Annotated in this window: 14 protein-coding genes; 9 read left to right on the forward strand and 5 right to left on the reverse strand. The window is 68.9% G+C overall.

All coding sequences use genetic code 11. From position 1 onward, the window contains the following. Positions 1-2 precede the first annotated feature (2 nt). Genes SACGLDRAFT_RS16440 through SACGLDRAFT_RS16450 form a run of 3 tightly spaced genes read right to left on the reverse strand, consistent with a single transcriptional unit; the run spans position 3 to position 6,865 of the window. Positions 3-4,292, reverse strand: a complete 4,290-nt coding sequence (locus SACGLDRAFT_RS16440; protein ID WP_005465989.1) for a cation-translocating P-type ATPase — start codon at positions 4,290-4,292, stop codon at positions 3-5. A gap of 45 nt (positions 4,293-4,337) precedes the next feature. After that, complete coding sequence (locus SACGLDRAFT_RS16445; RefSeq protein ID WP_005465991.1) at positions 4,338-5,393, reverse strand: tartrate dehydrogenase; 1,056 nt, start codon at positions 5,391-5,393, stop codon at positions 4,338-4,340. Positions 5,394-5,401: 8 nt separating this feature from the next. Continuing rightward, positions 5,402-6,865, reverse strand: a complete 1,464-nt coding sequence (locus SACGLDRAFT_RS16450; protein WP_005465993.1) for an NAD-dependent succinate-semialdehyde dehydrogenase — start codon at positions 6,863-6,865, stop codon at positions 5,402-5,404. Positions 6,866-7,043: 178 nt separating this feature from the next. Between SACGLDRAFT_RS16450 and SACGLDRAFT_RS16455 the strand changes: the two genes are divergently transcribed. The 4 genes from SACGLDRAFT_RS16455 to SACGLDRAFT_RS16470 all read left to right on the forward strand — a co-directional run bounded on the left by SACGLDRAFT_RS16455 (position 7,044) and on the right by SACGLDRAFT_RS16470 (position 12,367). Continuing rightward, positions 7,044-8,303: an aspartate aminotransferase family protein gene (locus SACGLDRAFT_RS16455; protein ID WP_005465994.1), complete on the forward strand. Its 1,260-nt coding sequence runs from the start codon at positions 7,044-7,046 to the stop codon at positions 8,301-8,303. Positions 8,304-8,337: 34 nt separating this feature from the next. Continuing rightward, a complete protein-coding gene (locus tag SACGLDRAFT_RS16460) occupies positions 8,338-8,835 on the forward strand; it encodes a DUF3830 family protein (protein WP_005465995.1) in 498 nt (165 codons plus the stop codon). A 587-nt stretch (positions 8,836-9,422) separates the two neighbouring features. Then, positions 9,423-10,805, forward strand: a complete 1,383-nt coding sequence (locus SACGLDRAFT_RS16465) for an FAD-binding oxidoreductase (protein WP_005465997.1) — start codon at positions 9,423-9,425, stop codon at positions 10,803-10,805. A 2-nt stretch (positions 10,806-10,807) separates the two neighbouring features. Continuing rightward, on the forward strand, positions 10,808-12,367 hold the full coding sequence (locus SACGLDRAFT_RS16470; RefSeq protein WP_005465998.1) for an acetolactate synthase large subunit: 1,560 nt from the start codon (positions 10,808-10,810) through the stop codon (positions 12,365-12,367). A 252-nt stretch (positions 12,368-12,619) separates the two neighbouring features. Here SACGLDRAFT_RS16470 and SACGLDRAFT_RS16475 read toward each other — a convergent pair whose 3' ends face one another. Together SACGLDRAFT_RS16475 and SACGLDRAFT_RS16480 are read right to left on the reverse strand one after the other, a co-directional pair. Further along, positions 12,620-14,788, reverse strand: a complete 2,169-nt coding sequence (locus SACGLDRAFT_RS16475; RefSeq protein ID WP_005465999.1) for a 3-hydroxyacyl-CoA dehydrogenase NAD-binding domain-containing protein — start codon at positions 14,786-14,788, stop codon at positions 12,620-12,622. Positions 14,789-14,804: 16 nt separating this feature from the next. Then, on the reverse strand, positions 14,805-16,016 hold the full coding sequence (locus SACGLDRAFT_RS16480; RefSeq protein ID WP_005466000.1) for an acetyl-CoA C-acetyltransferase: 1,212 nt from the start codon (positions 16,014-16,016) through the stop codon (positions 14,805-14,807). Between the two features lie 125 nt (positions 16,017-16,141). Between SACGLDRAFT_RS16480 and SACGLDRAFT_RS16485 the strand changes: the two genes are divergently transcribed. The 5 genes from SACGLDRAFT_RS16485 (at position 16,142) to SACGLDRAFT_RS16505 (ending at position 22,014) form a co-directional block, all read left to right on the forward strand. Continuing rightward, on the forward strand, positions 16,142-17,353 hold the full coding sequence (locus SACGLDRAFT_RS16485) for a TetR/AcrR family transcriptional regulator (RefSeq protein WP_005466002.1): 1,212 nt from the start codon (positions 16,142-16,144) through the stop codon (positions 17,351-17,353). Between the two features lie 109 nt (positions 17,354-17,462). Beyond that, entirely contained in the window at positions 17,463-18,767 is a 1,305-nt protein-coding gene (locus SACGLDRAFT_RS16490) for an acyl-CoA dehydrogenase family protein (RefSeq protein ID WP_198283575.1), read from the forward strand. Further along, on the forward strand, positions 18,764-19,972 hold the full coding sequence (locus tag SACGLDRAFT_RS16495; protein WP_005466004.1) for an acyl-CoA dehydrogenase family protein: 1,209 nt from the start codon (positions 18,764-18,766) through the stop codon (positions 19,970-19,972). Before SACGLDRAFT_RS16490 ends, SACGLDRAFT_RS16495 begins: the two co-directional genes overlap by 4 nt. A gap of 601 nt (positions 19,973-20,573) precedes the next feature. Beyond that, entirely contained in the window at positions 20,574-20,930 is a 357-nt protein-coding gene (locus SACGLDRAFT_RS16500; RefSeq protein WP_005466005.1) for an acetate and sugar kinases/Hsc70/actin family protein, read from the forward strand. A 10-nt stretch (positions 20,931-20,940) separates the two neighbouring features. After that, complete coding sequence (locus SACGLDRAFT_RS16505; protein WP_005466006.1) at positions 20,941-22,014, forward strand: hypothetical protein; 1,074 nt, start codon at positions 20,941-20,943, stop codon at positions 22,012-22,014. Positions 22,015-22,159: the final 145 nt, after the last annotated feature.

A 22,159-nucleotide genomic window follows, 5' to 3' on the forward strand; every position in this document is an offset into this window, starting at 1 on the left:
CCCTAACCGAGATCCGCGAGCGCGGCGGCCGCCGTCGCGGCGGTCGCGCTGCCCAAGGCGATACCCCAGCCCACCGGCCCCAGCGGGGTGCAACCGAAGAACTGGCTCAGCCCCGGCGTCTGGATCACCGCGGCCAGCACGGCCGCAGAGCCGAGGCCGCTCGCGACCACCGACGGGTTGCGGCGGCCGACGAGCAACGTCTGCCCGAGCTGGGTGCCCACGAGCGCGGCGAGCGCCACGGTGCCCGCCCTCCGCCGCCGCCCGGTGAGCCTGGCCAGCGTCCACGCGGCCGTCGCCCCGGCCGCGGTCGTGCCCGCGCGCACCCCGATGTCCCGGTAGAGCCGTCTGCCCAGGGAACTCTCCGGACCCTCGCGCAGGGAGTTCTCCACGCTCGTGTCGTCGGGGCGACGCAGCGCGATCGCCATCGACGGCACCAGATCGGTGAGCATGTTCACCAGCAGCAACTGGCGAGCCCCGAGCGGCGAGCGGCCCGTCACGAGCGCGCCCAGGACGGTGAACGCGATCTCCCCGAGATTTCCGCCGAGCAGCACGCCGAGCGCCAGCCGCACCGACGCCCACATCGCGCGCCCCTCCACCAGCGCGGCGATGATCGTTTCGAGTTTGTCGTCGGTGACGACGAGGTCGGCGGCGGCTCGCGCGGCGGGCGTGCCGCGCTCACCCAGGGCGATCCCGACGTCGGCCAGCCGAATGGCGGGCGCGTCGTTGGCCCCGTCCCCCGTCATCGCCACCGTCCTGCCCAGCGCGCGGTACGCCTGGACGATCCGCACCTTGTGCGCGGGCGTGCAGCGCGCGATGACGTCGACGTGGGGCAACAGCTCACGCAGCTCGTCCTCGTCGAGCTCGTCGAGCTCCGCCCCCGTGACGATCTTCAGATCGTTGTGGCCGTTGATCTCCGCGGCGATGGCCCCGCCCGTCACGGGGTGATCGCCGGTCAGCATCACGATCTGCACGCCCGCGTCCCGGAGCCGGGCCGCGGCGGGCGCCGCGCTGTCCCGCACCGGGTCGGCGATCGCGAGGAAACCTCGGAACGTCAGGCCGCGGACCGAATCGGGGTCCCGCAGGTCGATTGGTTCGTTGAGGAACCGCTCGGCCACCGCGAGCACACGGTGACCCGACTCGGCCAGGGATCGCAGTCGGCCCGTGAGCCGTTTCCGGGCCCTCCCGCCGAGGTCGCACCGGGACAGGACCTCCTCGGGAGCTCCCTTAACACTGAGCAGAAGGCCGTCCCGCGTCCGCCCGATGGTCGCGTGGAGACCACGGGAGGACTCGAACGGCATCGCCGCGACCTCCTCCCAGCCGGCCGCGCCGGTGGCGGTGGTCAGTCCCAGCCTCACCCCGGCTTCGGCGACCGCCCTGTCGGTGGCGTGCGGGAGCGTGTCGAGTTCGTCGGCGTGCGGGGTGGCTCGCAACGCCGCCGCGAGCACGGGTCGCAACCTCTCCGGTACGTCCATCGCGGACCGGGTGTGCCCGTCGTCGACCTCGCTGACGGTGAGCCGCCCCTCCGTGAGGGTTCCCGTCTTGTCGAAGCACAGCACGTCGACGCGCCCGAGTGCCTCGATGCTGCGGGGATTGCGTACCAGGGCACGATGCTCGGCCAGCCTCCGGGCCGCGGCCAGTTGCGCCGCGCCCACCATGAAGGGCAGTCCCTCCGGGACCGCCGCGACGGCCAGGTTCACCGCGGTGCTCAGGCTGTCGCGCAACGGCACCCTACGCAGCAGCCCGACTCCCGCCACCGCCGCCGCCGAGCCCGCCGCGAACGGAAGGCTCTTCTCGGTCAGCTCGGTCAGCCGCGACTCCACCCCCGTGGTGGGCGCGCCCTCGCGCGCGATCGCCATGCTGCGTCCCGCCTCGGTGTCGTTGCCGACGGCCACGACCACGGCGGTCGCCCGTCCCGCGGCGACGGTCGTGCCCTCGTACACCATCGAGGAACGCTCCGCGACGTGGGAGGCCACCACGGGAGCGGGGTCCTTGGCCACGGGCAGCGACTCCCCGGTCAACGATGACTCGTCCAGCTCCAGCCCGTGCGAGTCCACGAGCCTGCAGTCCGCGGGCACCACGTCCCCCGCCGTCAACGTCACCAAATCGCCGGGAACGAGTTCCTCGGCGGTGACCACGCGCTCCTCGCCGTCGCGCACGACCGTGGCGCTCACGGCGGAACGGCGCAGCAACTCGGCCAGCTCCTTCTCGGCACGGACCTGTTGCAGACTGCCTATCAACGCCGAGAGCCCGACCACGGCCACCACGAGCGCGGCGTCCGCCGGGGAGCCCACGGCGGCAGCCACCGCCGCTCCCCCGGCCATGACGGGGGTGAGCGGATTGGCCAGCTCGGCCACGAACGCGCTTCCCAGCGTCGTACCCCCCACCCGCCTCGCACTCTTCGCGGCGGCCCTGCGCGCCACTTCCCCGCCGCTCAAACCGCCCTCGCCGCAACCGAGCTGGGCGCGCACCACGGAGACGGGCATCATGTGCCACGGTTCGGCCCTGCCCCCGACTCCGAGCCCCTCCGTCCTGCTCGGTTCCCGCAACCGCATGGCCTGCCGACGCGCGTTGAACAACGCGATGGCGGCGCCCGCGTTGACCGGGCGCAACGCGCGGGTGGTCGGGTTCATGACCCCACCTCTCAGCACGGAGACCGCCCCCACCCCGGACGCCGCCTGGGCGATCCGGATGCTGTGGGCGGTCACCCGCTTCATCGCACCCACCGCCTCGACCAGCACGGACGCGGTGACGAGGTCGGTCCCCACCAGCACGTGGGCTCCCCACGGCGGGCGCTCCCCCTTGACGTACACCCCCACCCCGCAGTCGGCCGCGCTCAGCGCTCGCCGCGAGTTGGAGACCACCAACACCCGGTGTCCGCGCTCCTGCAACTCGCGCACGGTGGCGCGGGGGTCGTCGGTCTCGTACACGGGCAGTCCGCTGCGCCGCGCGGCCACGGTGAGCAGCTCCGTGTTCGGCATCGACTCCGGATGCAACCCGGCCACGGCCCGCAACTTGCGCCCCTGTCCCAAGCCCAGCACCTGGCTGGCCCCCTGACGGCGCACCGTGGCGCTCTCCTTGTCACCGTGCGGACCTTCGAGTTCCCGACCGTCGAGCGGTCCGAGCCACCACTCGCCCTCCTCGGCCGTGCCGTCGGGCCCGGTGGCGGAGAACAGCCGCCACGCCACCTCCGCGACCGTCTTCCTGTCGACGTCCCCCACCGGTACGAGCGCGGAGAGCGCGAGGACCCCCGTGCTCAAGCCCTTCATGTCCACCACGACGGCGTCGATGGTGTCCAGCCTGCGCAGTGCCGTGCGCTCCATGACGATCGCGCCACGCCGCGCGATCGCCGTGCCCAGGGCGGTCCCGAACGCCGACCTGGCCACCTCCACGGGTTTGGGCAACGTCGCCAACCCGAGCGCGAGCGCCTTCCGCGCCCCCAGGAACGGCACCGCCGACACACCCGCCACGGCGCCGAGTCCCAACGCCTTGCGGTGATAACGCTCGGCCACGCCCTCCGGCGCGGGAGCGGGCCTCGCGCTGGGTCTCGCCTTCGCGGCGACGGACTCCGGGCCCGTCACCACCCGGTCCTCGACGGCCAACCACGCGCGTTCGACGGCGCGGGCTTCCTGCCACTCCCCGGCTCGCTGTACGAGGTCCACCAGGATGCCCTCGTTGCCCGCCGCGAGTCCCTGCGCGAGCGCTCCGGCCATCGCCATCCGGGACTCGCCGCGAGTGGGCCCGAGGGAGCGGGGCCGGATCCATTCCTTCAACGCGGGATGGTGGTCGACGGCGGACAGCAACCCGCTCACCTCCGGCGGGAGGGGCGCCCACCTCCCGAGCCGGGTGATGGCGGAGACGACGAGTCCGAGCATGTCGACGGCGAGTGTCGGCAGCACCCCGGTCCCCCTGACCCCTTCTGCCGGGTGGTGCGCCTCGTCCTCGACGGCTTCGTCCTCGGTCGACACCGGCAGGGACTCCGCGCGCCTGACGAGCTCGACGATCTCACGTCGGCGAGGAGGTGGGTCGGCGACAGTGACGACGAGCCGCGACGTCGGCCCGTTGACCCTCGCCCACACCACCTGCGGATGCGCCTCGACGGCCTCCTCGATCCGACGGGCCACCTTGCCCCGGTCCTTGCCCTGTACTCCGTGCACCTCGATGAACAACCGGCCGGGGCTGGTCCTGACGTAGCGCCGCGACGTGGCGGCCAGTGAAGCCACTCCCCGGACGGTGCCGATGGCGGTCCCGACGAGGGACAACGGACCCGGTATCGGAAGCCCGAGCAGGTTCATGGGGCCGGAATGCCCCACCTCCCGCCGTTCTACGCACCGGGGGTGTCAGACCGCCTCGGCGATCGCCGTGCCGAGCTGCTCCGTCGTCGCCTTGCCCCCGAGGTCGGGAGTGGCCACCTTCCCCTCGGCCAACACCTTCTCCACGGCGGCGTCGACCGCCCGCGCCGCGGTGGTCTCGCCGAGGTGGTCGAGCATCATCGCGGCGGCGAGGATCTGGGCCACGGGATTGGCGATGCCCTTGCCCGCGATGTCAGGGGCGCTGCCGTGCACGGCCTCGAACATCGACGGGTGCGTGCGTTCCGGGTTGATGTTGCCGGACGGCGCCATGCCCAGGCCACCGGTCACGGCCGCGGCGAGGTCGCTCAGGATGTCGCCGAACAGGTTGGACGCCACGATCACGTCGAGCCTGTCGGGCTGCTGCACCATCCTGGCGGCGAGCGCGTCGATGTGACACTGCTCGGCCTCCACGTCCGGGTACTCGGCGGCGACGAGCTCGAAAATCTCGTCCCAGAACGGCATCGTGTGGATGATGCCGTTCGACTTCGTGGCCGAGCAAACGCGCCGCGAGCGGGTGCGTGCCAGCTCGAACGCGTACCGGATGATGCGTTCCACCCCGACGCGGGTGAACACCGACTCCTGGAGCACGAACTCGTCGGGCCGGCCCTCGTTGTGCCTGCCCCCGAGCGTGGAGTACTCGCCCTCGGAGTTCTCGCGGACGATCACCATCTCCAGCTCGTCGGCCGTGCGGTCGGCCAGCACCGACGTGGTTCCGGGTAGCAGCCGCACCGGCCGGAGGTTGACGTACTGCGAGAACGCGCGCCGCAGCGGAATCAGCAGCCCCCAAAGCGACACGTGGTCGGGCACGCCGGGGAACCCGACCGCGCCCAGCAGGATCGAGTCGAAGCCGGCCAACGTCGCCACGCCGTCCTCGGGCATCATCTCGCCCGTGGCACTGTAGCGCTCGCAGCTGTAGTCGAACTCCGTCCACCGCAGCTCGAAGCCGTGCTCGGCCGCGGCGACGTCGAGCACCTTGCGGGCCTCGGCGGTGACGTCCACACCGATTCCGTCGCCGGGGATGGCGGCGATCTCGTAGGTCCTCATCGGCGTGCTCACAGGCTCACCGCGATGTACTTGGTCTCCAGGAACTCCTCTATGCCGACGGTTCCGCCCTCCCGGCCGAGCCCGGACTGCTTGACGCCTCCGAACGGCGCGGCGGGATTCGACACGATGCCCTGGTTCAGGCCCACCATGCCGGTCTCCAACCGCTCGCTGACCCGCAGGGCGCGCTTGACGTCGTTGGTGTACACGTACCCGACGAGCCCGTACTCGGTGTCGTTGGCGGCGGCCAGGGCCTCGTCCTCGGTGTCGAACACCGTGATCGGAGCGACGGGGCCGAAGATCTCCTCGCGGCAGATGCGCGCGTCGGCGGGCACACCGGTGAGCACGGTCGGCCGGTAGAAGTTCCCCGGCCCGGCCACGGGCTCGCCGCCGGTGAGCACCTCGGCCCCGCGTTCGGTGGCGTCCGCGACGAGTTCCGCGACCTTGGACACGGCGGCGGAGTCGATCAGGGGACCGACCACGACCCCCTCCTCCGTGCCGCGGCCGATGGACAGCGCGGACATACGCTCGGTGAGCCTGCGGGCGAACTCGTCGGCCACGCCACGCTGCACGTAGAAACGGTTGGCCGCCGTGCACGCCTCCCCGATGTTGCGCATCTTGGCCTGCATGGCGCCTTCCACCGCGGCGTCGAGGTCGGCGTCGTCGAACACCAAAAACGGCGCGTTGCCGCCCAGCTCCATCGACGTGCGCAGGACCTTGTCGGCGCACTGCTCCAGCAAAATCCTGCCGACCGCCGTCGAGCCGGTGAACGACAGCTTGCGAGCCCTGCCGTCGCGAATGAGCGGCTCCATCACGCCACCGGCGTCGGAGGTGGTGATGACGTTGAGGACACCGTCGGGCAGTCCCGCGTCGGCGAGGATCTGCGCCAACGCCAGCATCGACAACGGCGTCTGCTCGGCGGGTTTGATGACCATCGTGCAGCCCGCCGCCACGGCCGGGCCGATCTTGCGCGTGCCCATCGCCATCGGGAAGTTCCACGGCGTGATGAGCAGCGACGGCCCCACGGGCTGCTTGGTGACGAGCAGGCGGCCACTACCGTTCGGCGCGACGGCGTACCCGCCGTCGATGCGCACCGCTTCCTCGGCGAACCAACGGAAGAACTCCGCGGCGTAGGCGATCTCGCCGCGGGACTCCGCCAGCGGCTTGCCCATCTCCAGCGTCATCAGCAGGGCCAGCTCCTCCCTGCGCGCGAGAAGGGCGTCGTAGGCCCTGCGCAGGATCTCCCCGCGCTCCCTCGGGGGGTGCGCCGCCCACTCCTTTTGCGCCGAGACGGCGGCGTCCAGGGCGGCCATGCCGTCCGAGACGGACGCGTCGGCCACCTCGCAGAGCACCTTCCCCGTGGCCGGGTCGTGCACGGGAAACGTCGCGCCACTGGTGGCGGGGGTCCACTTGCCACCGATGAACAACTCCTTGGTGACGGCTTCCACCACACTCGACTCGGTCACCGTGCTCATGAAGACTCCCTGCTCTCGCTGATTGCGCCGCTGCGAGTGCCATGCTACGAATATTGTTGACAATCTACAACCCTGAGGGCGTGGTATCCGCGACACATGCGGTGATCGTCTCCCGAGGACGACTCGACCACACCCTCACACCGATGTCCAACGCCGCGTCGCAAAGGAGCACGCCGACATGGCTCAGCTTTCCCCGATCCTCAAGCAGGCCACCCCGGTCGTCGTCGATCACGGCGAGGGCGCCTACCTCTACGACACGAGCGGACGCCGGCACCTCGACTTCACGGCGGGCATCGGTGTGACCAGCACCGGACACTGCCACCCGCGCGTGGTGGCCGCCGCGCGGGAACAGATCGGCAAACTGATCCACGGGCAGTACACCACCGTGATGCACAAGCCTCTGCTCGAACTGACCGAGCGGCTCGGCGAGGTGTTGCCGAAGGGTCTCGACTCCCTGTTCTTCGCCAACTCCGGCAGCGAGGCCGTCGAGGCCGCCCTCCGCCTGACACGGCAGGCCACCGGACGCCCCAACATCATCGTGTTCCAGGGCGGTTTCCACGGCCGCACGGTGGCCGCGGCGTCGATGACCACGTCCGGCACCCGCTTCAGCGCGGGCTTCTCGCCCCTCATGAGCGGCGTGCACGTGGCGCCCTTCCCGTACGCCTTCCACTACGGCTGGGACGAACGGACGGCCACGGAGTTCGCACTGCGCGAGCTGGACTACCTGTTCGCCACGCAGACCTCGCCGCAGGAGACGGCCGCGTTCTTCGTCGAACCCATGCTGGGCGAGGGCGGCTACGTCCCCGCCAACCCCGAGTTCCTGGCGGGCCTGCGGCGCCGCGCCGACGAGCACGGCATCCTCCTCGTCGTCGACGAGATCCAGACCGGCTTCGGGCGCACCGGCCGGTTCTGGGGTCACGAACACTTCGACGTCCGCCCCGACGTCGTGCTCATCGCGAAGGGACTCGCCAGTGGCTTCCCGCTGTCGGCCATCGCCGCTTCGAAGGACCTCATGGGCAAGGCATGGCCGGGCTCGCAGGGCGGGACCTACGGCGGCAACGCCGTGTCGTGCGCGGCGGCCGTCGCCACCCTCGACGTCATCCGCGACGAGAACCTCGTCGAGAACGCGGCGGCACGCGGCAGGCAACTGCTCGACGGCGCCAAGGCGGTCGGCGAGAAGACGCCGGGCATCGGCGACGTGCGGGGCCTGGGCCTGCTCGTCGGGTCGGAGTTCGTCACCCCCGACGGCAAGCCGGACGGCGCCACCGCCCAGGCCGTGCAGAAGACCGCGGCCGAGAAGGGCCTGCTCCTCCTCACCTGCGGAGCGTTCATGAACGTCGTGCGCATGATCCCGCCGCTGGTCGTGACCTCCGAGCAGGTCGACGAGGCGCTGGAGATCTGGGCCGACACGGTCGCCTCGGTCACCGGCGACGCCTGAGTTCGCGCCGCCCCGTCCCGACAAGGAGCACCGGATGGCTCGCCACATCACCATCAGTCTGGACAAACGCGGGGTGTCCTGCCGCGCTCGCCTGCTCGACGCCGAGGCACCGAGGACGTGCCGAGCGGTGTGGGACGCCCTCCCCCGGAGCGGGGCGGCCTACCACGCGAAGTACGCCCGCAACGAGGTCTACACCCTCCTCCCGCCGTTCGCCGACCCCGAGCCCGGACGCGAGAACCCCACGGTGACGCCCATTCCCGGCGACGTCGTGTACTTCGGGTTCGAGGCTTGGGAGATCGGCAACCCCGCGTACGGCTACGACGAGGCCAGCGCGGCGCACAACGCGCGGGGTGCCACCGATCTCGCCATTTTCTACGGCCGCAACAACCTGTTGCTCAACGGGGACGTGGGCTGGGTTCCGGGGAACGTCTTCGCCACGATCACGGAAGGGCTGGAGGAGATGGCCGAGGCCGCACGAGATCTGTGGTTGCGAGGTGTCGAAGGGGAAACCCTGACGTTCGCCCGCGCCTGACACGGGACCGGTTCACTCGAACGGGTAATGTTGCGATCTTTACGTATCGTACTGATGGGGTAACTCGTTGGTGTGGTCCCAGAGCACGACGTGACCCCATGAGAACTCATCGCAGCAGAATGACCCGGTCGAGCGAACACGAATTGTCACACGCGGATGGAAATTCTGGCCCCTTTGTAAAACCCGAAAGTGGTACGTGTTTAAACTGAGGGGATTCCCTTCGGGCTCCGCTTCCACCACGGCTTCTTTGACAGCGAACGATCTCCGGTGGGAATGTTGATCTCGCTTTCGAAAGCGGTGTGTGCACACAAATTCGCTGTATAGCCAACGAATGCCTTTTTGGTAGAAGGAGCCCCCATGCAGTTCATGGTCATGCACGCCACCTCCGCCGGCGACCTCCTCACCGGACTGCTGGCGCACCTCGCCCACCTCATCGGCTGGCTGGTCTGAGGGGCGACGCCCAGAGCGCACGAGCATGACACGCGGGGCCGACACCAGGCGCGGGTCGGCCCCGCTTTCGTGCGAAAACAAAAACGTGAGAATGATTCATAGCCGACGGATACCGGTCCGTACTAGGCTGCTCGGCCATGAGCGACGTAGCGCAGCGGCTGGCCGAGATCGTCGGCGCCGACAATGTGGTGAGTGGGGACGCCGTCGGCGACGACTACTCCGGAGACGAAGCGCTCGTCGGAGATAAGGTCCGGCCCGCTCACGTGGTGAAACCCGGAACCGCCGAAGAAGTCGCCGCCGTGCTGCGGCTGGCCACCGAGGAATCGGTGCCCGTGACGGCGCGAGGTTCGGGCACCGGGCTTTCCGGCGCGGCACGCCCCCTCGCCGGGGGCATGGTCGTCTCCTTCGAGCGCATGGACGCGATCCTCGACATCGACACGGTCAACCATGTCGCCGTGGTGCAACCCGGCGTCACCTTGTCCGATCTGGACAGTGCCACCGCCGAGGTGGGGCTCGGCTACACCGTCTATCCCGGCGAGATGAGCGCGAGCGTTGGCGGCAACGTCGGCACGAACGCGGGTGGCATGCGCGCCGTGAAGTACGGCGTCGCCCGCAACAACATCCTCGGTCTTCAGGCGGCACTACCGACGGGTGAGCTCATCCGTACCGGAGGACGCACCGTCAAGACCTCCACCGGTTACGACCTCACCCAGCTCATCATCGGTTCGGAGGGCACCCTCGCCCTCGCCACCGAGGTGATCGTCAAGCTGCACCCGCGCCTCCCCCACGGCGCGACGGTGCTCGCGCCCTTCCCCACGCTCGACACGGTGATGAACGCGGTGCCACGCGTCGTGGCCAGTGGTCTCGCGCCACACATCCTCGAATACATCGACGCCCTCACGATGGCGGCCATCACCCACACCTCGCAGTTGTCGCTCGGTGTTCCCGACGACGTCCGCGACGCCTCGCAGGCTTACCTCGTCGTGGGCCTGGAGAACCACGACGCCGACCGACTCTCGGGCGACGTCGAGACCCTCGGGGAACTGCTCACCGAACTCGGCGCCCCGGACAGCTACGTGCTCGAAGGGCCCTCCGCGCGCAAACTCATCGAGGCGCGCGAGAAGGCGTTCTGGACCGCCAAGGCCGCGGGCGCCGACGAGGTGATCGACGTCGTGGTGCCGCGCTCGGCGCTCCCGGCGTTCCTCTCCGAGGCGCAGGCCGCGGCCGCGCGCACGGAATCGGGCGTGGTCGGCTGTGGACACGCGGGGGATGGCAACGTCCACCTCGCCGTGTTCCAGAAGGACCCCGACAAGCGCGCACGGCTGCTGCACGAGATCTTCGCGGCCGGGATGGAACTCGGTGGGGCCATCTCCGGCGAGCACGGCATCGGGCGCGCGAAGAAGGACCACTTCCTCCGGTTGGAGGACCCAGTCAAGATCGAACTGATGAGCCGAGTGAAGCGGGCGTTCGACCCCGCCGGGATCCTGAACCCCGGTGTGCTCTTCGGCCGGGAGGATTGAGCATGGCCATGAACGGTGCCCAGTCGCTGATCCACACACTCGTCGACGCCGACGTGGACGTGTGCTTCGCCAATCCGGGGACGTCCGAGATGCACTTCGTCACCGCGCTCGACGACGTCCCCCAGATCCGGGGTGTGCTCGGGCTGTCCGAAGGGGTGGTCACCGGTGCCGCCGACGGGTACGGCCGCATGGCGGGCAAGCCCGCCGCGACGCTGCTGCACCTCGGCCCCGGACTCGCCAACGGGCTCGCGAACCTGCACAACGCCCGCCGCGCGAACACGCCGATCGTCAACATCATCGGGGACCACGCCACCTACCACAAGAAGTTCGACGCGCCCCTGGAGTCGGACATCGAGGCCCTCGCCGGTTCGTTGAACGGCTGGGTCCGGCGCTCGGCGAGCGCGGCCGACGTCGGCGCCGATGTCGCGGCGGCGGTCGCCGCGGCGCAGGACGCCCCCGGCCGGGTGGCGACGTTGATCCTGTCCGCCGACGTGTCCTGGGGCGAGGGAGGCGTGCCCGCCACCGCGGTGACTCCCCGTGCTCCGCGTCCGGTGGCGTCGGACGTGGTGAAGGCGGTCGCCGAGGTCCTGCGCGGGGACGAACCCGTGGCACTGCTGGTCGGTGGAGCCGCCTGCCGCGAAGCGGGGCTGCGCGCGCTGAGCCGGATCGCGAAGGCCACCGGGGCCAAGCCGTTCGCGGAGACGTTCCCCGCCCGGATCGAACGCGGTGCGGGGCTGCCCAACATCGAGCGGCTCGGCTACCTCGCCGAGCAGGTCACCTACCAGCTCGACGGGGTGCGGCACGTCGTCGTCGCGGGCACTCGGGCGCCCGTGTCGTTCTTCGCCTATCCGGGCAAGGCGAGCGATCTGGTGCCGGAAGGCGCGCGCGTCCACACATTGGCCGAGGCGGGTGACGACGTCGTCGCGGCGCTGGAGGAGCTGGCCGACGAGGTGGCGGCGGACGTCGAACCGGATCTCGCCCCCGCCCAGCGGCCGGAGCTTCCCACCGGGGATCTGACGCCGCAGAACTGGGTCCAGGTAATCGGCGCGCTCCTACCCGAGGGCGCCATCGTCTCCGACGAGGCCAACACGTCCGGGCTGCTGGTGCCGATGGCCACCGCGGGGTCTCCCCGGCACGACGTGTTGACGTTGACCGGTGGCGCGATCGGGCAGGGGATACCGGTGGCCACGGGCGCGGCCATCGCGGCACCCGACCGGCCGGTGATCAACCTCGAGTCCGACGGCAGCGCGCTCTACACCATTCAAGCGCTGTGGACCCAGGCTCGGGAGAACCTCAACGTCACCACGGTGGTGCTCAACAACCGGGCCTACGCCATCCTCCGGCTGGAGTTGCAGCGGGTCGGCGCGGAGTCCTCGGGCCCGAAGGCGCGAGGACTGCTCGATCTGTCCACACCGGACCTGGACTTCGTGAGAATGGCCGAGGGCTTCGGGGTCCCGGCGACTCGCGCGCGGACGGCCGAGGAGCTGGCCGACCAGTTCCGCCGCGCGGTGGCCGAACCCGGCCCGCACCTGATCGAAGCGATGGTCCCGCCCCTGCTCTGACCAACGCGTGTCCGCAGCCTACGTACGCGTGTCCGCACCTTAGGGACTCGTGTCCGCAGTTTGGGGACACGTGTTCGCACTTGCGGTACACCGGGGTCCCCTGCCGTGCGGCCCGAACGGAAACCCGGTGTACACAACCTGCAGACATGCGTACGCAATCTGCGGACACGAGTGCACAACCTGCGGACACGGCAGGGCCACCGGCCCCGCATGCGCGGGGGCGGTGGCCCTCGTCAGCAGCCTCGGGGAGACTTACTCGAAGATCTCGCCCTTCTCGGCCTTCTCCACCAGCGAGGCCGGCGGCTCGAAGTGGCTGCCGTAGCGCTCGGCGAGTTCACGCGCCCGCGCGACGAAGCCCTTCAGCCCGCCCTCGTACTGGTTGATGTACTGGATCACACCACCGGTCCAGGCGGGGAACCCGATACCGAAGATCGACCCGATGTTGGCGTCCTGCACCGAGTTGAGCACGCCCTCGTCGAAGCACTTGACGGTCTCCAGCGCCTCGGCGAACAGCATCCGCTCCTGGAGATCTTTGAACGGCACGTCGCCGCTGCCGCTGTTGAAGGCCTCCCGCAGCCCCGGCCACAACCGGACCCGCTTGCCGTTCTCGTCGTACTCGTAGAACCCGGCCCCGGACGAGCGGCCCTTGCGGTCGAACTCGTCGAGCATCCGGTCGATGACGGCCTCGGACGGGTGCGGCGTCCACGTGCCGCCCGCCGCCTCCACGGCCGCCTTCGTCTCGTTGCGGATCTTGCGCGGCAGCGTCAGCGTCAGCTCGTCCATCAACTGCAGCGGCGGCGCCGGGTACCCGGCCTGCGCACCGGCCTGCTCGATGGTGGCGGGCTCCACGCCCTCGCCGACCGCGGCGACGGCCTCGTTGAGGAACGTGCCGATCACGCGGCTGGTGAAAAAGCCCCGGCTGTCGTTGACGACGATCGGGGTCTTGCGGATCTGCAGCGTGAAGTCGAAGACCTTCGCCAGTGTGGCGTCGGAGGTCTTCTCCCCGCGGATGATCTCCACGAGCGGCATCTTGTCCACCGGCGAGAAGAAGTGGATGCCGATGAAGTCCTCCTGCCGCTCCACGCCCTCGGCGAGCGTGGTGATGGGCAGCGTGGAGGTGTTGGAGCCGAGCACCGCATCGGGTTCGACGATCTTCTCGATCTCGGCGAACACCTTGTGCTTGAGCTCGGTGCTCTCGAAGACGGCCTCGATCACGAAGTCGACGCCGGCGAAGTCGGCCGCGTCACCGGTGGTGACGATGCGGTCGAGCAGCGCCTTGGACTTCTCCTCGGTGGTCTTGCCGCGCTTGAGGGCCTTCTCCTCCAGCTTGCGGGCGTAGTCCTTGCCCTTCTCGGCGTTCTCCTTGGAGACGTCCTTGAGGACGACGTCAATGCCGGCCTTCGCGCACACGTACGCGATGGCGGCACCCATCATGCCTGCACCGAGCACACCGACCTTGCGAGCGGTGTACTTGTCGTAGCCCTCGGGCCGCGAGCCACCGGAGTTGATGTGCTGCAGGTCGAAGAAGAACGCCTTCGTCATGTTCTTCGCGACCTGGCCGGTGACGAGGTTGACGAAGTACCGCGTCTCGATCTTGAACGCGGTGTCGATGTCCACCTGCGCGCTCTCCACCGCGGTGGCGAGGATGGCGCGCGGCGCGGGCATCGGCGCGCCCTTGAGCTGCTTGCGCAGCGTGGCCGGGAACGCGGGCAGGTTCGCGGCGAACTTCGGGTTCGACGGCGAGCCACCGGGAATCTTGTAGCCCTTGGCGTCCCACGGCTGCTGGGCCTCGGGGTTGGCCTTGATCCACTCCTTGGCCTTGGGCAGCAGCTCGTCGACCGAGCCCACGAGCTCGTGCACGAGGCCGAGTTCCAAAGCCTTGGCGGGCCGGTACCGCTGGCCCTGCACCAGCACGTTCAGCACGGCGTTCTGGATGCCGAGCAACCGCACGGTGCGCACGACACCACCGCCACCGGGCAGCAGGCCGAGGGTCACCTCGGGCAGTCCAATCTGGACACCCTTCACGTCGGCGACGATGCGGTGGTGGCAGGCCAGCGCGATCTCCAGGCCGCCGCCCAGGGCCGCGCCGTTGATCGCGGCGACCACGGGCTTGCCCAGGGTCTCCAGCCGACGCAGGTCCTGCTTCATCGCGTTGGTCATCTCGGTGATGGCCTCGGCGTCGGCCGGGGTGGCCTTGATGAGGTCGTTGAGGTCGCCGCCCGCGAAGAACGTCTTCTTCGCCGAGGTCAGCACCACACCGGTGATGGAGTCCTTCTCCTCCTCCAGGCGGTCGACGATCACACGCAGCGACTCCCGGAAGTCGGCGTTCATCGTGTTGGCCGACTGCTTCGGGTCGTCGAGCGTGAGCACGACGATGCCGTCGGAGTCCTTCTCCCAGCGGATGGTCTTGGCTTCAGTCATCGTTTGTTCTCGTCCCTCACACGCGCTCGATGATCGTGGCGAGGCCCATGCCACCGCCAATGCACAGCGTCACGAGCGCGCGCCGGGCCTGGCGGCGCTCCAGTTCGTCCACCATCGTGCCCAGGATCATCGCGCCGGTGGCGCCCAGCGGGTGACCCATGGCGATGGCACCGCCGTTGACGTTGACCTTCTCCTCCGGGAGGTTCAGGTCCTTCATCCACTTGAGGACGACCGCGGCGAACGCCTCGTTCAGCTCGAACAGGTCGATGTCGTCGACCGTGAGGCCGGCCTTGGCGAGCACCTTCTCGGTGGCGGGCGTCGGGCCGGTCAGCATGATCGTCGGGTCGGAACCGGTGACCGCGGTGGCCACGATGCGCGCCCTCGGCTCCATGCCGATGCGCTTGCCGATCTCCTCGCTACCCACCAGCACGAGCGCGGCACCGTCGACGATGCCCGACGAGTTGCCGCCGGTGTGCACGTGGTTGATCTTTTCGATCCAGTGGTACTTCTGCAGCGCCACGGCGTCGAAACCGGCGAAGTCGCCCAGGTCCGCGAACGCGGGGCGCAGCTTGGCCAGCGCCTCCATCGTGGTGCCGGGGCGGCGGTGCTCGTCGTGGTCGAGGATGGTCACGCCGTTGATGTCCTTGACCGGCACCACGGACTTGGCGAAATAGCCACCCGACCACGCGGCCTCGGCCCTCTGCTGCGACCGCACGGCATAGGCGTCGACGTCCTCACGGGAGAAGCCCTCGACCGTGGCGATCAGGTCGGCACCGATGCCCTGCGGCACGAAGTAGGAGTCGTAGTTGGTGGCGGGGTCGGTGAACATCGCGCCGCCGTCGGAGCCCATCGGCACGCGCGACATCGACTCGACACCACCGCCGATCACGAGGTCGTCCCACCCCGCCCGGATCTTCTGCGCGGCCTGGTTGACGGCTTCCAACCCCGAGGCGCAGAAGCGGTTGATCTGCACGCCCGCGACCGTGTCGGGCAGGCCGGCCGCGATGGCGGCCGCGCGGGCGATGTCGGCGCCTTGGTCACCGACCGGCGAGACGACGCCGAGGATGATGTCGTCGATCAGCGCGGGGTCGAGCCCCGGGTGCCGCGCCTTCAGCTCGTTGATCAGGCCGACCACCAGGTCGATCGGCTTGGTTCCGTGGAGGGAACCGCCCTTGTTCTTGCCACGAGGCGTGCGGATCGCCTCGTAGATGAACGCCTCTGTACTCACGCCTGAGGTCCTTCCTGGCGCAGATTGCCGTTCGTGGTGCTAATCGCTATTAACATAATCCCGCATTGTTCGAGGTTGTCAACGAGTTGTCATCCCGGCAACAGACGCTAGAGTGGGCTCACGTTATGAGTGGTGACAGCAGCAGGAACAGGCGTCCACGCGACCGCAAGGCCCAGCTCGCGGCGGTCGCGTCCGAGCTGTTCCGGCAGCGCGGCTATCACGGCGTGGGCATCAACGACATCGCCGCGGCGGCGGGCGTGACCGGCCCCGCCCTCTACCGCCACTTCGCCGACAAGCAGGCGATCCTCGCCCACGTCCTGCTCACGGGTCTGCGGGACATGGAGCGGGCCACCGAAGCCGCGCTCGACGACGAGCGGCAGACCGAGTCGTACGAGAGCATCCGCGAGCTGCTGGCCAACCTCGCGGCTCGCTCCGTGGAGCGCAGGGACGTCGCCGCGTTGTGGCGCTGGGAGGGCCGCCACCTCGACGCCGAGGCCCAACACCAGATCCGGCGGCGCTCCACCGCCATGTTGGCGGCGTGGGCGAAGGTGCTCCTGCGTAAACGCCCGGAGTTGTCCCCCGATGACGCCGAGCTGCTGTGCTGGGCGACGTTGTCGGTGTTCGGCAGCGTGTCCGTTCACCGCACCACACTTCCCAAGCGCCGCTTCACCGAACTGCTCACCACGCTGGCGCTGCGAGTCCTGCACGTGGACCTGCCCGAAGCCACCGAGCCCGAGCCGACGAACCCGAACCCGCCGCCCGCGCTGGCCCTGGGCCCACCGTCGCGGCGCGAACAGGTGCTCACCGCGGCCACTGAGCTGTTCCACAAGCGCGGCTTCACCGACGTCAGCATGGAGGACATCGGCAAGGCCGCCGGCATCGCCGGGCCCAGCGTGTATCGACACTTCCCCAGCAAGGCGGCCCTGCTCGCGGCCATCGGCAGACGCGCGGGAGACCGGCTCATGGTCGCCGCCGACCACGCGTTGCGCCGAAGCGCCCCGCCCGACGAACGGGAGGCGTTGCGCCGGCTCGCCGACTCCTACGTCCGGACCCTGACCGGCCCACCCGAGCTGCTCGTGGCGTTCTCGGTGGACCGCGTGCACATCGACGAGAAGGACAAGCCGGAGCTGCTGCGCATCCAGCGCGACTACGTGGCGCAGTGGGTGCGACTGCTGGAGGCGGTCCACCCCGAACTGGACACACGCGAGGCGAAGATCACCGTTCACGCGGCGTTGACCATCGCCAACGACCTCACGCGCACCCGGCGAGTCGCCTCGCGGCCGAATCTGGTGGTGGAACTGACCACGCTGCTCCACGCGGTGCTCGGTCTCGACTGAAGTCGCCCACCCTACTGGCGGACACCCACCCCCACCCGTTAACCTACTCGCGAGTAGGTACACGGAGGGGAACACTGTGGCCCGACAGAAAGCGACACGACGCGACGCCATGGGCTTCGGTCTCGCGGCGCTCAACCGGCTCGCCGGCAGCCCATTGCTCGACCGCACCGGACTACGCAAACCCGTGGAGAAGATCGTGGCCACGGCCACGCGCGAGGGTTTCCGGGTAGCGGGCGCGGCACAGCGAACGTTCAAGGCGACCACCCGGCTCGTCAAACCCGCACGGCTGGCTTCCGCCCCGGACACGGGGCTGTTCGACCTGACCCCGGACGACGAACAGCAGATGATCGTCGACACGGTCGGGGAGTTCGCCGCCGAGCAGCTCCGCCCCGCGGCGGCCGAGGCCGACGACAAGCTCGCGCCTCCCGACGGACTGCTCGCGCGGGCAGCGGAACTGGGGCTGACGGCGGTCGGCATCCCGGAGGAAGTCGGCGGTTTCGGCACCCAACGGTCGGCCGTCACCAACGTGCTCGTCGCGGAGGCCCTCGCCCACGGTGATCTGGGCCTGGCCGTGGCCGTGCTCGCGCCGTCGGCGGTGAGCAACGTGCTCGTCCGCCACGGCGACGCCCACCAACAGTCCACCTACCTGCCCGCGTTCACCGGCGAGGACGTCCCCACCGCGGCACTGGCGTTGCAGGAGAACGCCCCGCTGTTCGACGTGTTCTCTCCGAAGACCACCGCGCGCCGCACCCCCGGCGGCTACCGCATCGACGGGGTGAAGGCCCTCGTGCCGCGCGCGGCGCAGGCGGAGTTGTTCATCGTGTCGGCGAACCTCGAAGGCCCCAAGGGGTACGGTCCGGCACTGTTCGTCGTCGAGTCGGGCACCAAGGGCGTGTCGATCGAGGCCGAACCCGCGATGGGACTTCGCGGGGCCGCCACCGGCAAGCTCGTGCTGGAGAACGTGTCTCTGCCCGCGAGCGCGCTGATCGGCGGCGGAAACCGCGAGGTGTTCACCGATGTCGTGCGCTCCTCCCGCCTGGCGTGGGCGGCGCTCGCGTGCGGCACCGCGAAGGCCGTGCTCGACTACGTCATCCCGTACGTCAACGAGCGCGAGGCGTTCGGCGAACCCATCAGCCACCGGCAGGGCGTGGCCTTCCAGGTTGCCGACATCGGTATCGAGCTGGAGGGCATGCGGCTGGTGACGCTGCGTGCGGCGTCCCGGATGGACCAGGGCAAGTCCCACGCCCGCGAGGTGGCGCTCGCGCGCAAGCTCGCCACCGACAAGGGCATGCAGATCGGTAGCGCCGGCGTCCAGCTGCTCGGCGGGCACGGCTTCATCAAGGAACACCCGGTGGAGCGCTGGTACCGCGACCTGCGCGCGATCGGCGTCATGGAAGGGGTCGTCACGGCATGATCAATCTTGAGGTCCCGAAGAAGGCCAAGGCCCTGGTCAACCAGGCGCGGCAGGCCGCGACCGAGGTGTTCCGGCCGATCTCCCGCAAGTACGACCGCGCCGAGCACTCCTACCCCACCGAGCTGGACATGCTCGCGGCGCTGCTCGACGGGCTGAACACCTCCGGCGAGGGCGGCGCGGGCGCGGCGGGCGTGCGTCGCAAGGACGACAAGCCGACCTCCGGCAACCGCAACGGCGGCAACCTGCTCACCGTGCTCGGCACCATCGAACTGTGCTGGGGCGACGTGGCGCTGCTGCTGTCGATGCCACGCCAGGGACTCGGTAACGCCGCCATCGCGTCGGTGGCCAACGACGAGCAGCTCGAACGGTTCGGCAAGCTGTGGGCCGCCATGGCCATCACCGAGCCCGGCTGCGGTTCCGACTCGGCCGCCATCACCACCACCGCCACCAAGGACGGCGACCACTACATCCTCAACGGCGAGAAGATCTTCGTCACCTCCGGCGAGCGTGCCGACGCCGTGGTGGTGTGGGCGACGCTGGACAAGAGCAAGGGTCGCGCCGCCATCAAGTCCTTCGTGGTGGAGAAGGGCACCCCCGGCTTCGAGGTGGTGCGGCTGGAGCACAAGCTCGGCATTCGCGCCTCCGACACGGCGGTGCTGCGGTTCGACAACTGCCGCGTGCCCGCCAAGAACCTGCTCGGCTCCCCGGAGATCGACACCAAGAAGGGTTTCGCGGGGGTCATGCAGACCTTCGACAACACCCGCCCGCTCGTGGCCGCGATGGCCGTGGGTGTCGCGCGGGCGGCGTTGGAGGAGACCCGGCGAATCCTGACCGAGGCCGGCATCGAGGTGGACTACGACAAGCCGGCCCTGGCCCAGCACGCCGCCGCGGCGACGTTTTTGCAGTTGGAGGCCGACTACGAGGCGGCGTATCTGACGACGCTGGAAGCCGCCTGGATGGCCGACAACCGCAAGCCCAACTCGCTTCAGGCGTCGATGGCGAAGGCCAAGGCGGGACGCACGGTCGTCGACATCACGCTCAAGTGCGTCGAGCTCGCGGGCACCTTCGGCTACACCGAGGAGTCGCTGTTGGAGAAGTGGGCGCGCGACTCGAAGATCCTCGACATCTTCGAGGGCACGCAGCAGATCCAGCAACTCATCGTCGCCCGCCGTCTGCTGGGCAAGACGAGCAAGGAACTGAAGTAAGGTCACGAGACGCCGGCCGGTGGGGTTGCTCCTCCGTGGAGGCCCCGACCGGCCGGCGTTTTGCTGCCTTCCCAGCCCCTCAAACGGGGTTCCTTCAGCTCGTGCGTGTTCGCAGCTTCCCGTAGGAAGCATGTCAACGCATCACACAGATCACGCTCCGGTCGATAGTGGCCGAAAAGCGAAGTTGTTATAAGACAGGAAATCTCGTAAGTCCACTATGTCTCATCAAGGTGGACGATTCCGTTCTCGCACCTCTAGCTGGCCGACACCTAGATCCTCAACGGCATCCCACAGAGAGTGGGAACATGCAGGCCTCCAGCTCGAGGCGGAACGGTTGAAGCCCCTCTGGCGCACGCCGTGATCAGCAATCTTCGGCGACGAAAGGAAGCCGAGCGAGCTCTGCGACAACCGAACCCCGCACCGGCCGCGGTTCAGGACCCCACAAGACAATTATGTGACACTCGTCACAATCGGAAACGAAGTTGGCCACTCGACGTCAATATCGAAATAAGGGGACGGCCTTCCAACGGAGGGGCCATCACTCCACAGGGGTATCGCAACACAGGGATCATCACAGTCACATAGGGGGAAAGGTCGAAGTATGTCTGGCTTCGGCGTGGATTTGGAGCACCTTTATAACGCCGCGGACTACGTATCGGACGCGGCGATACTCGCGAGCAGGGCACAAACCGGGGTACGAAACAACCAGGTTGACGCCCCGCGACCATTGCCTATCCCGGATCTCCCATGGGAATTCGGTATAGGCCCCAACGACAGCGCCGGGCACGTATTCGGCAGCACTCTCGGATTCGACGCGATCGCGTTCGCCTATTCGCAACACGTCGACGCGATGGTCAACCACCTGGGCGAATTGCAGGAGAGCGCCAGCTCGGGCAGTAGGGCCTTGACCTCGGTGGCGAAGCTCTACGAGCGCATTGACGAAGCCGGGCAGCTCTGAGGGGGCCGCGATGGATATCGAGATCGATATCGACCGCTCGGCGCTGCTCGACGGCATCGACGACGAGCTACGCGATGCGGCCAATAAGGCCATCGACGCGGTGGCGCTGGTGTGGTGTGCCACCTATCTTCCCTGGGACCCTCTTCCCTGGGAGGAACTTGTAATCCCCAAAGTGGAGGAGTATGCCCCGGACGTCCTTCGGCCGTTCCGCCTCATGTCGGGCCATGACATTCAAGGCATGACCGACCTCATCGAGGGGTATGAGACGACGCTGCGGAACTTCACTCCCAACATGCAGGCCGAGGAACCGGAGGAGCTACCCGAACTACGTCGGGCCTACGACCTGTTAAACGACAACTGGTACGGCGAGGGCGCCGAAGCCGCCACGCTCTACGTCGCACAACTGTCCCAAGCCTTCCAAGGCAGCGCCCTGCTGATCAGCGAGGTGGCCGGCGGAGTGATCGCCGCCCGCGAGACCATCGCCACCGCGCGGGATGACCTCGTCAATCTCGCCGACACCTTCTATGCGGCGGCCGAGGAGTACGTCGAGAGTAAACAGAGCAACAAACCGGCACTGGGACGGATGTTGGGATGGACAACGCTCGGTGTCGCCGTCGCCCTTGTCACCGGTGGTGGCATATCGGGTGTCGTGGCGGCTGTCGGCGGTATAGCAGGTTCCTTGATCGCCAACGAGGTCGCGAAGGCTGAAACCGGTTCGGTGTCCGGGGACGGTCCGGAGGAAATCATTGCGTCGTATTTGGAAGAAGCCGACAAGCTAATCTCCAGAACGACGGAAACCGCGGAAGAAATCGCGCGGAAGATCCGGGAACGAACCGAGGCGATCTCGGAGTACCCGGTTCCACCGCCACCGGACGTGAGTCCCGGTGACGCCTTCGATCCCGACGACTTCCGCACCGACACACTGCCGGGTGAAATCGAGCAGAACGTGCGGGACGCCAACGTGGACATCGGCATCGACGGCAACTGGTCGGACAGCACGGAAGGTGGGCAGATCAGCAGCCGGCTCGCGGGTGAGGACGAGACCGAACCGTCCGAGTCCTCGACCCGTACTGCTCCGGTGTGACGGCACCGGAGGATTGGCACGCTTGAAGTGCTAATGGCGCCAATCGGGGCCGGTGGCGTCCGGAAGGGCCCACCGGCCCCGACACTTGAGTCGGCATATCTGGGTTCTCGCTCCTTAACTTCTCGCCGGGACGGCAGTAGGCACC

It is taken from the genome of Saccharomonospora glauca K62 (assembly GCF_000243395.2).
GTDB lineage: Bacteria > Actinomycetota > Actinomycetes > Mycobacteriales > Pseudonocardiaceae > Saccharomonospora > Saccharomonospora glauca.

Bases quoted from the DNA above. Each gene is read 5' to 3' on its own strand.
- SACGLDRAFT_RS16440 (WP_005465989.1), bottom strand. From the start codon at position 4,292: ATGAACCTGCTCGGGCTTCCGATACCGGGTCCGTTGTCCCTCGTCGGG.
- SACGLDRAFT_RS16445 (WP_005465991.1), bottom strand. From the start codon at position 5,393: ATGAGGACCTACGAGATCGCCGCCATCCCCGGCGACGGAATCGGTGTG.
- SACGLDRAFT_RS16450 (WP_005465993.1), bottom strand. From the start codon at position 6,865: ATGAGCACGGTGACCGAGTCGAGTGTGGTGGAAGCCGTCACCAAGGAG.
- SACGLDRAFT_RS16455 (WP_005465994.1), top strand. From the start codon at position 7,044: ATGGCTCAGCTTTCCCCGATCCTCAAGCAGGCCACCCCGGTCGTCGTC.
- SACGLDRAFT_RS16460 (WP_005465995.1), top strand. From the start codon at position 8,338: ATGGCTCGCCACATCACCATCAGTCTGGACAAACGCGGGGTGTCCTGC.
- SACGLDRAFT_RS16465 (WP_005465997.1), top strand. From the start codon at position 9,423: ATGAGCGACGTAGCGCAGCGGCTGGCCGAGATCGTCGGCGCCGACAAT.
- SACGLDRAFT_RS16470 (WP_005465998.1), top strand. From the start codon at position 10,808: ATGGCCATGAACGGTGCCCAGTCGCTGATCCACACACTCGTCGACGCC.
- SACGLDRAFT_RS16475 (WP_005465999.1), bottom strand. From the start codon at position 14,788: ATGACTGAAGCCAAGACCATCCGCTGGGAGAAGGACTCCGACGGCATC.
- SACGLDRAFT_RS16485 (WP_005466002.1), top strand. From the start codon at position 16,142: ATGAGTGGTGACAGCAGCAGGAACAGGCGTCCACGCGACCGCAAGGCC.
- SACGLDRAFT_RS16490 (WP_198283575.1), top strand. From the start codon at position 17,463: ATGGGCTTCGGTCTCGCGGCGCTCAACCGGCTCGCCGGCAGCCCATTG.
- SACGLDRAFT_RS16495 (WP_005466004.1), top strand. From the start codon at position 18,764: ATGATCAATCTTGAGGTCCCGAAGAAGGCCAAGGCCCTGGTCAACCAG.
- SACGLDRAFT_RS16500 (WP_005466005.1), top strand. From the start codon at position 20,574: ATGTCTGGCTTCGGCGTGGATTTGGAGCACCTTTATAACGCCGCGGAC.
- SACGLDRAFT_RS16505 (WP_005466006.1), top strand. From the start codon at position 20,941: ATGGATATCGAGATCGATATCGACCGCTCGGCGCTGCTCGACGGCATC.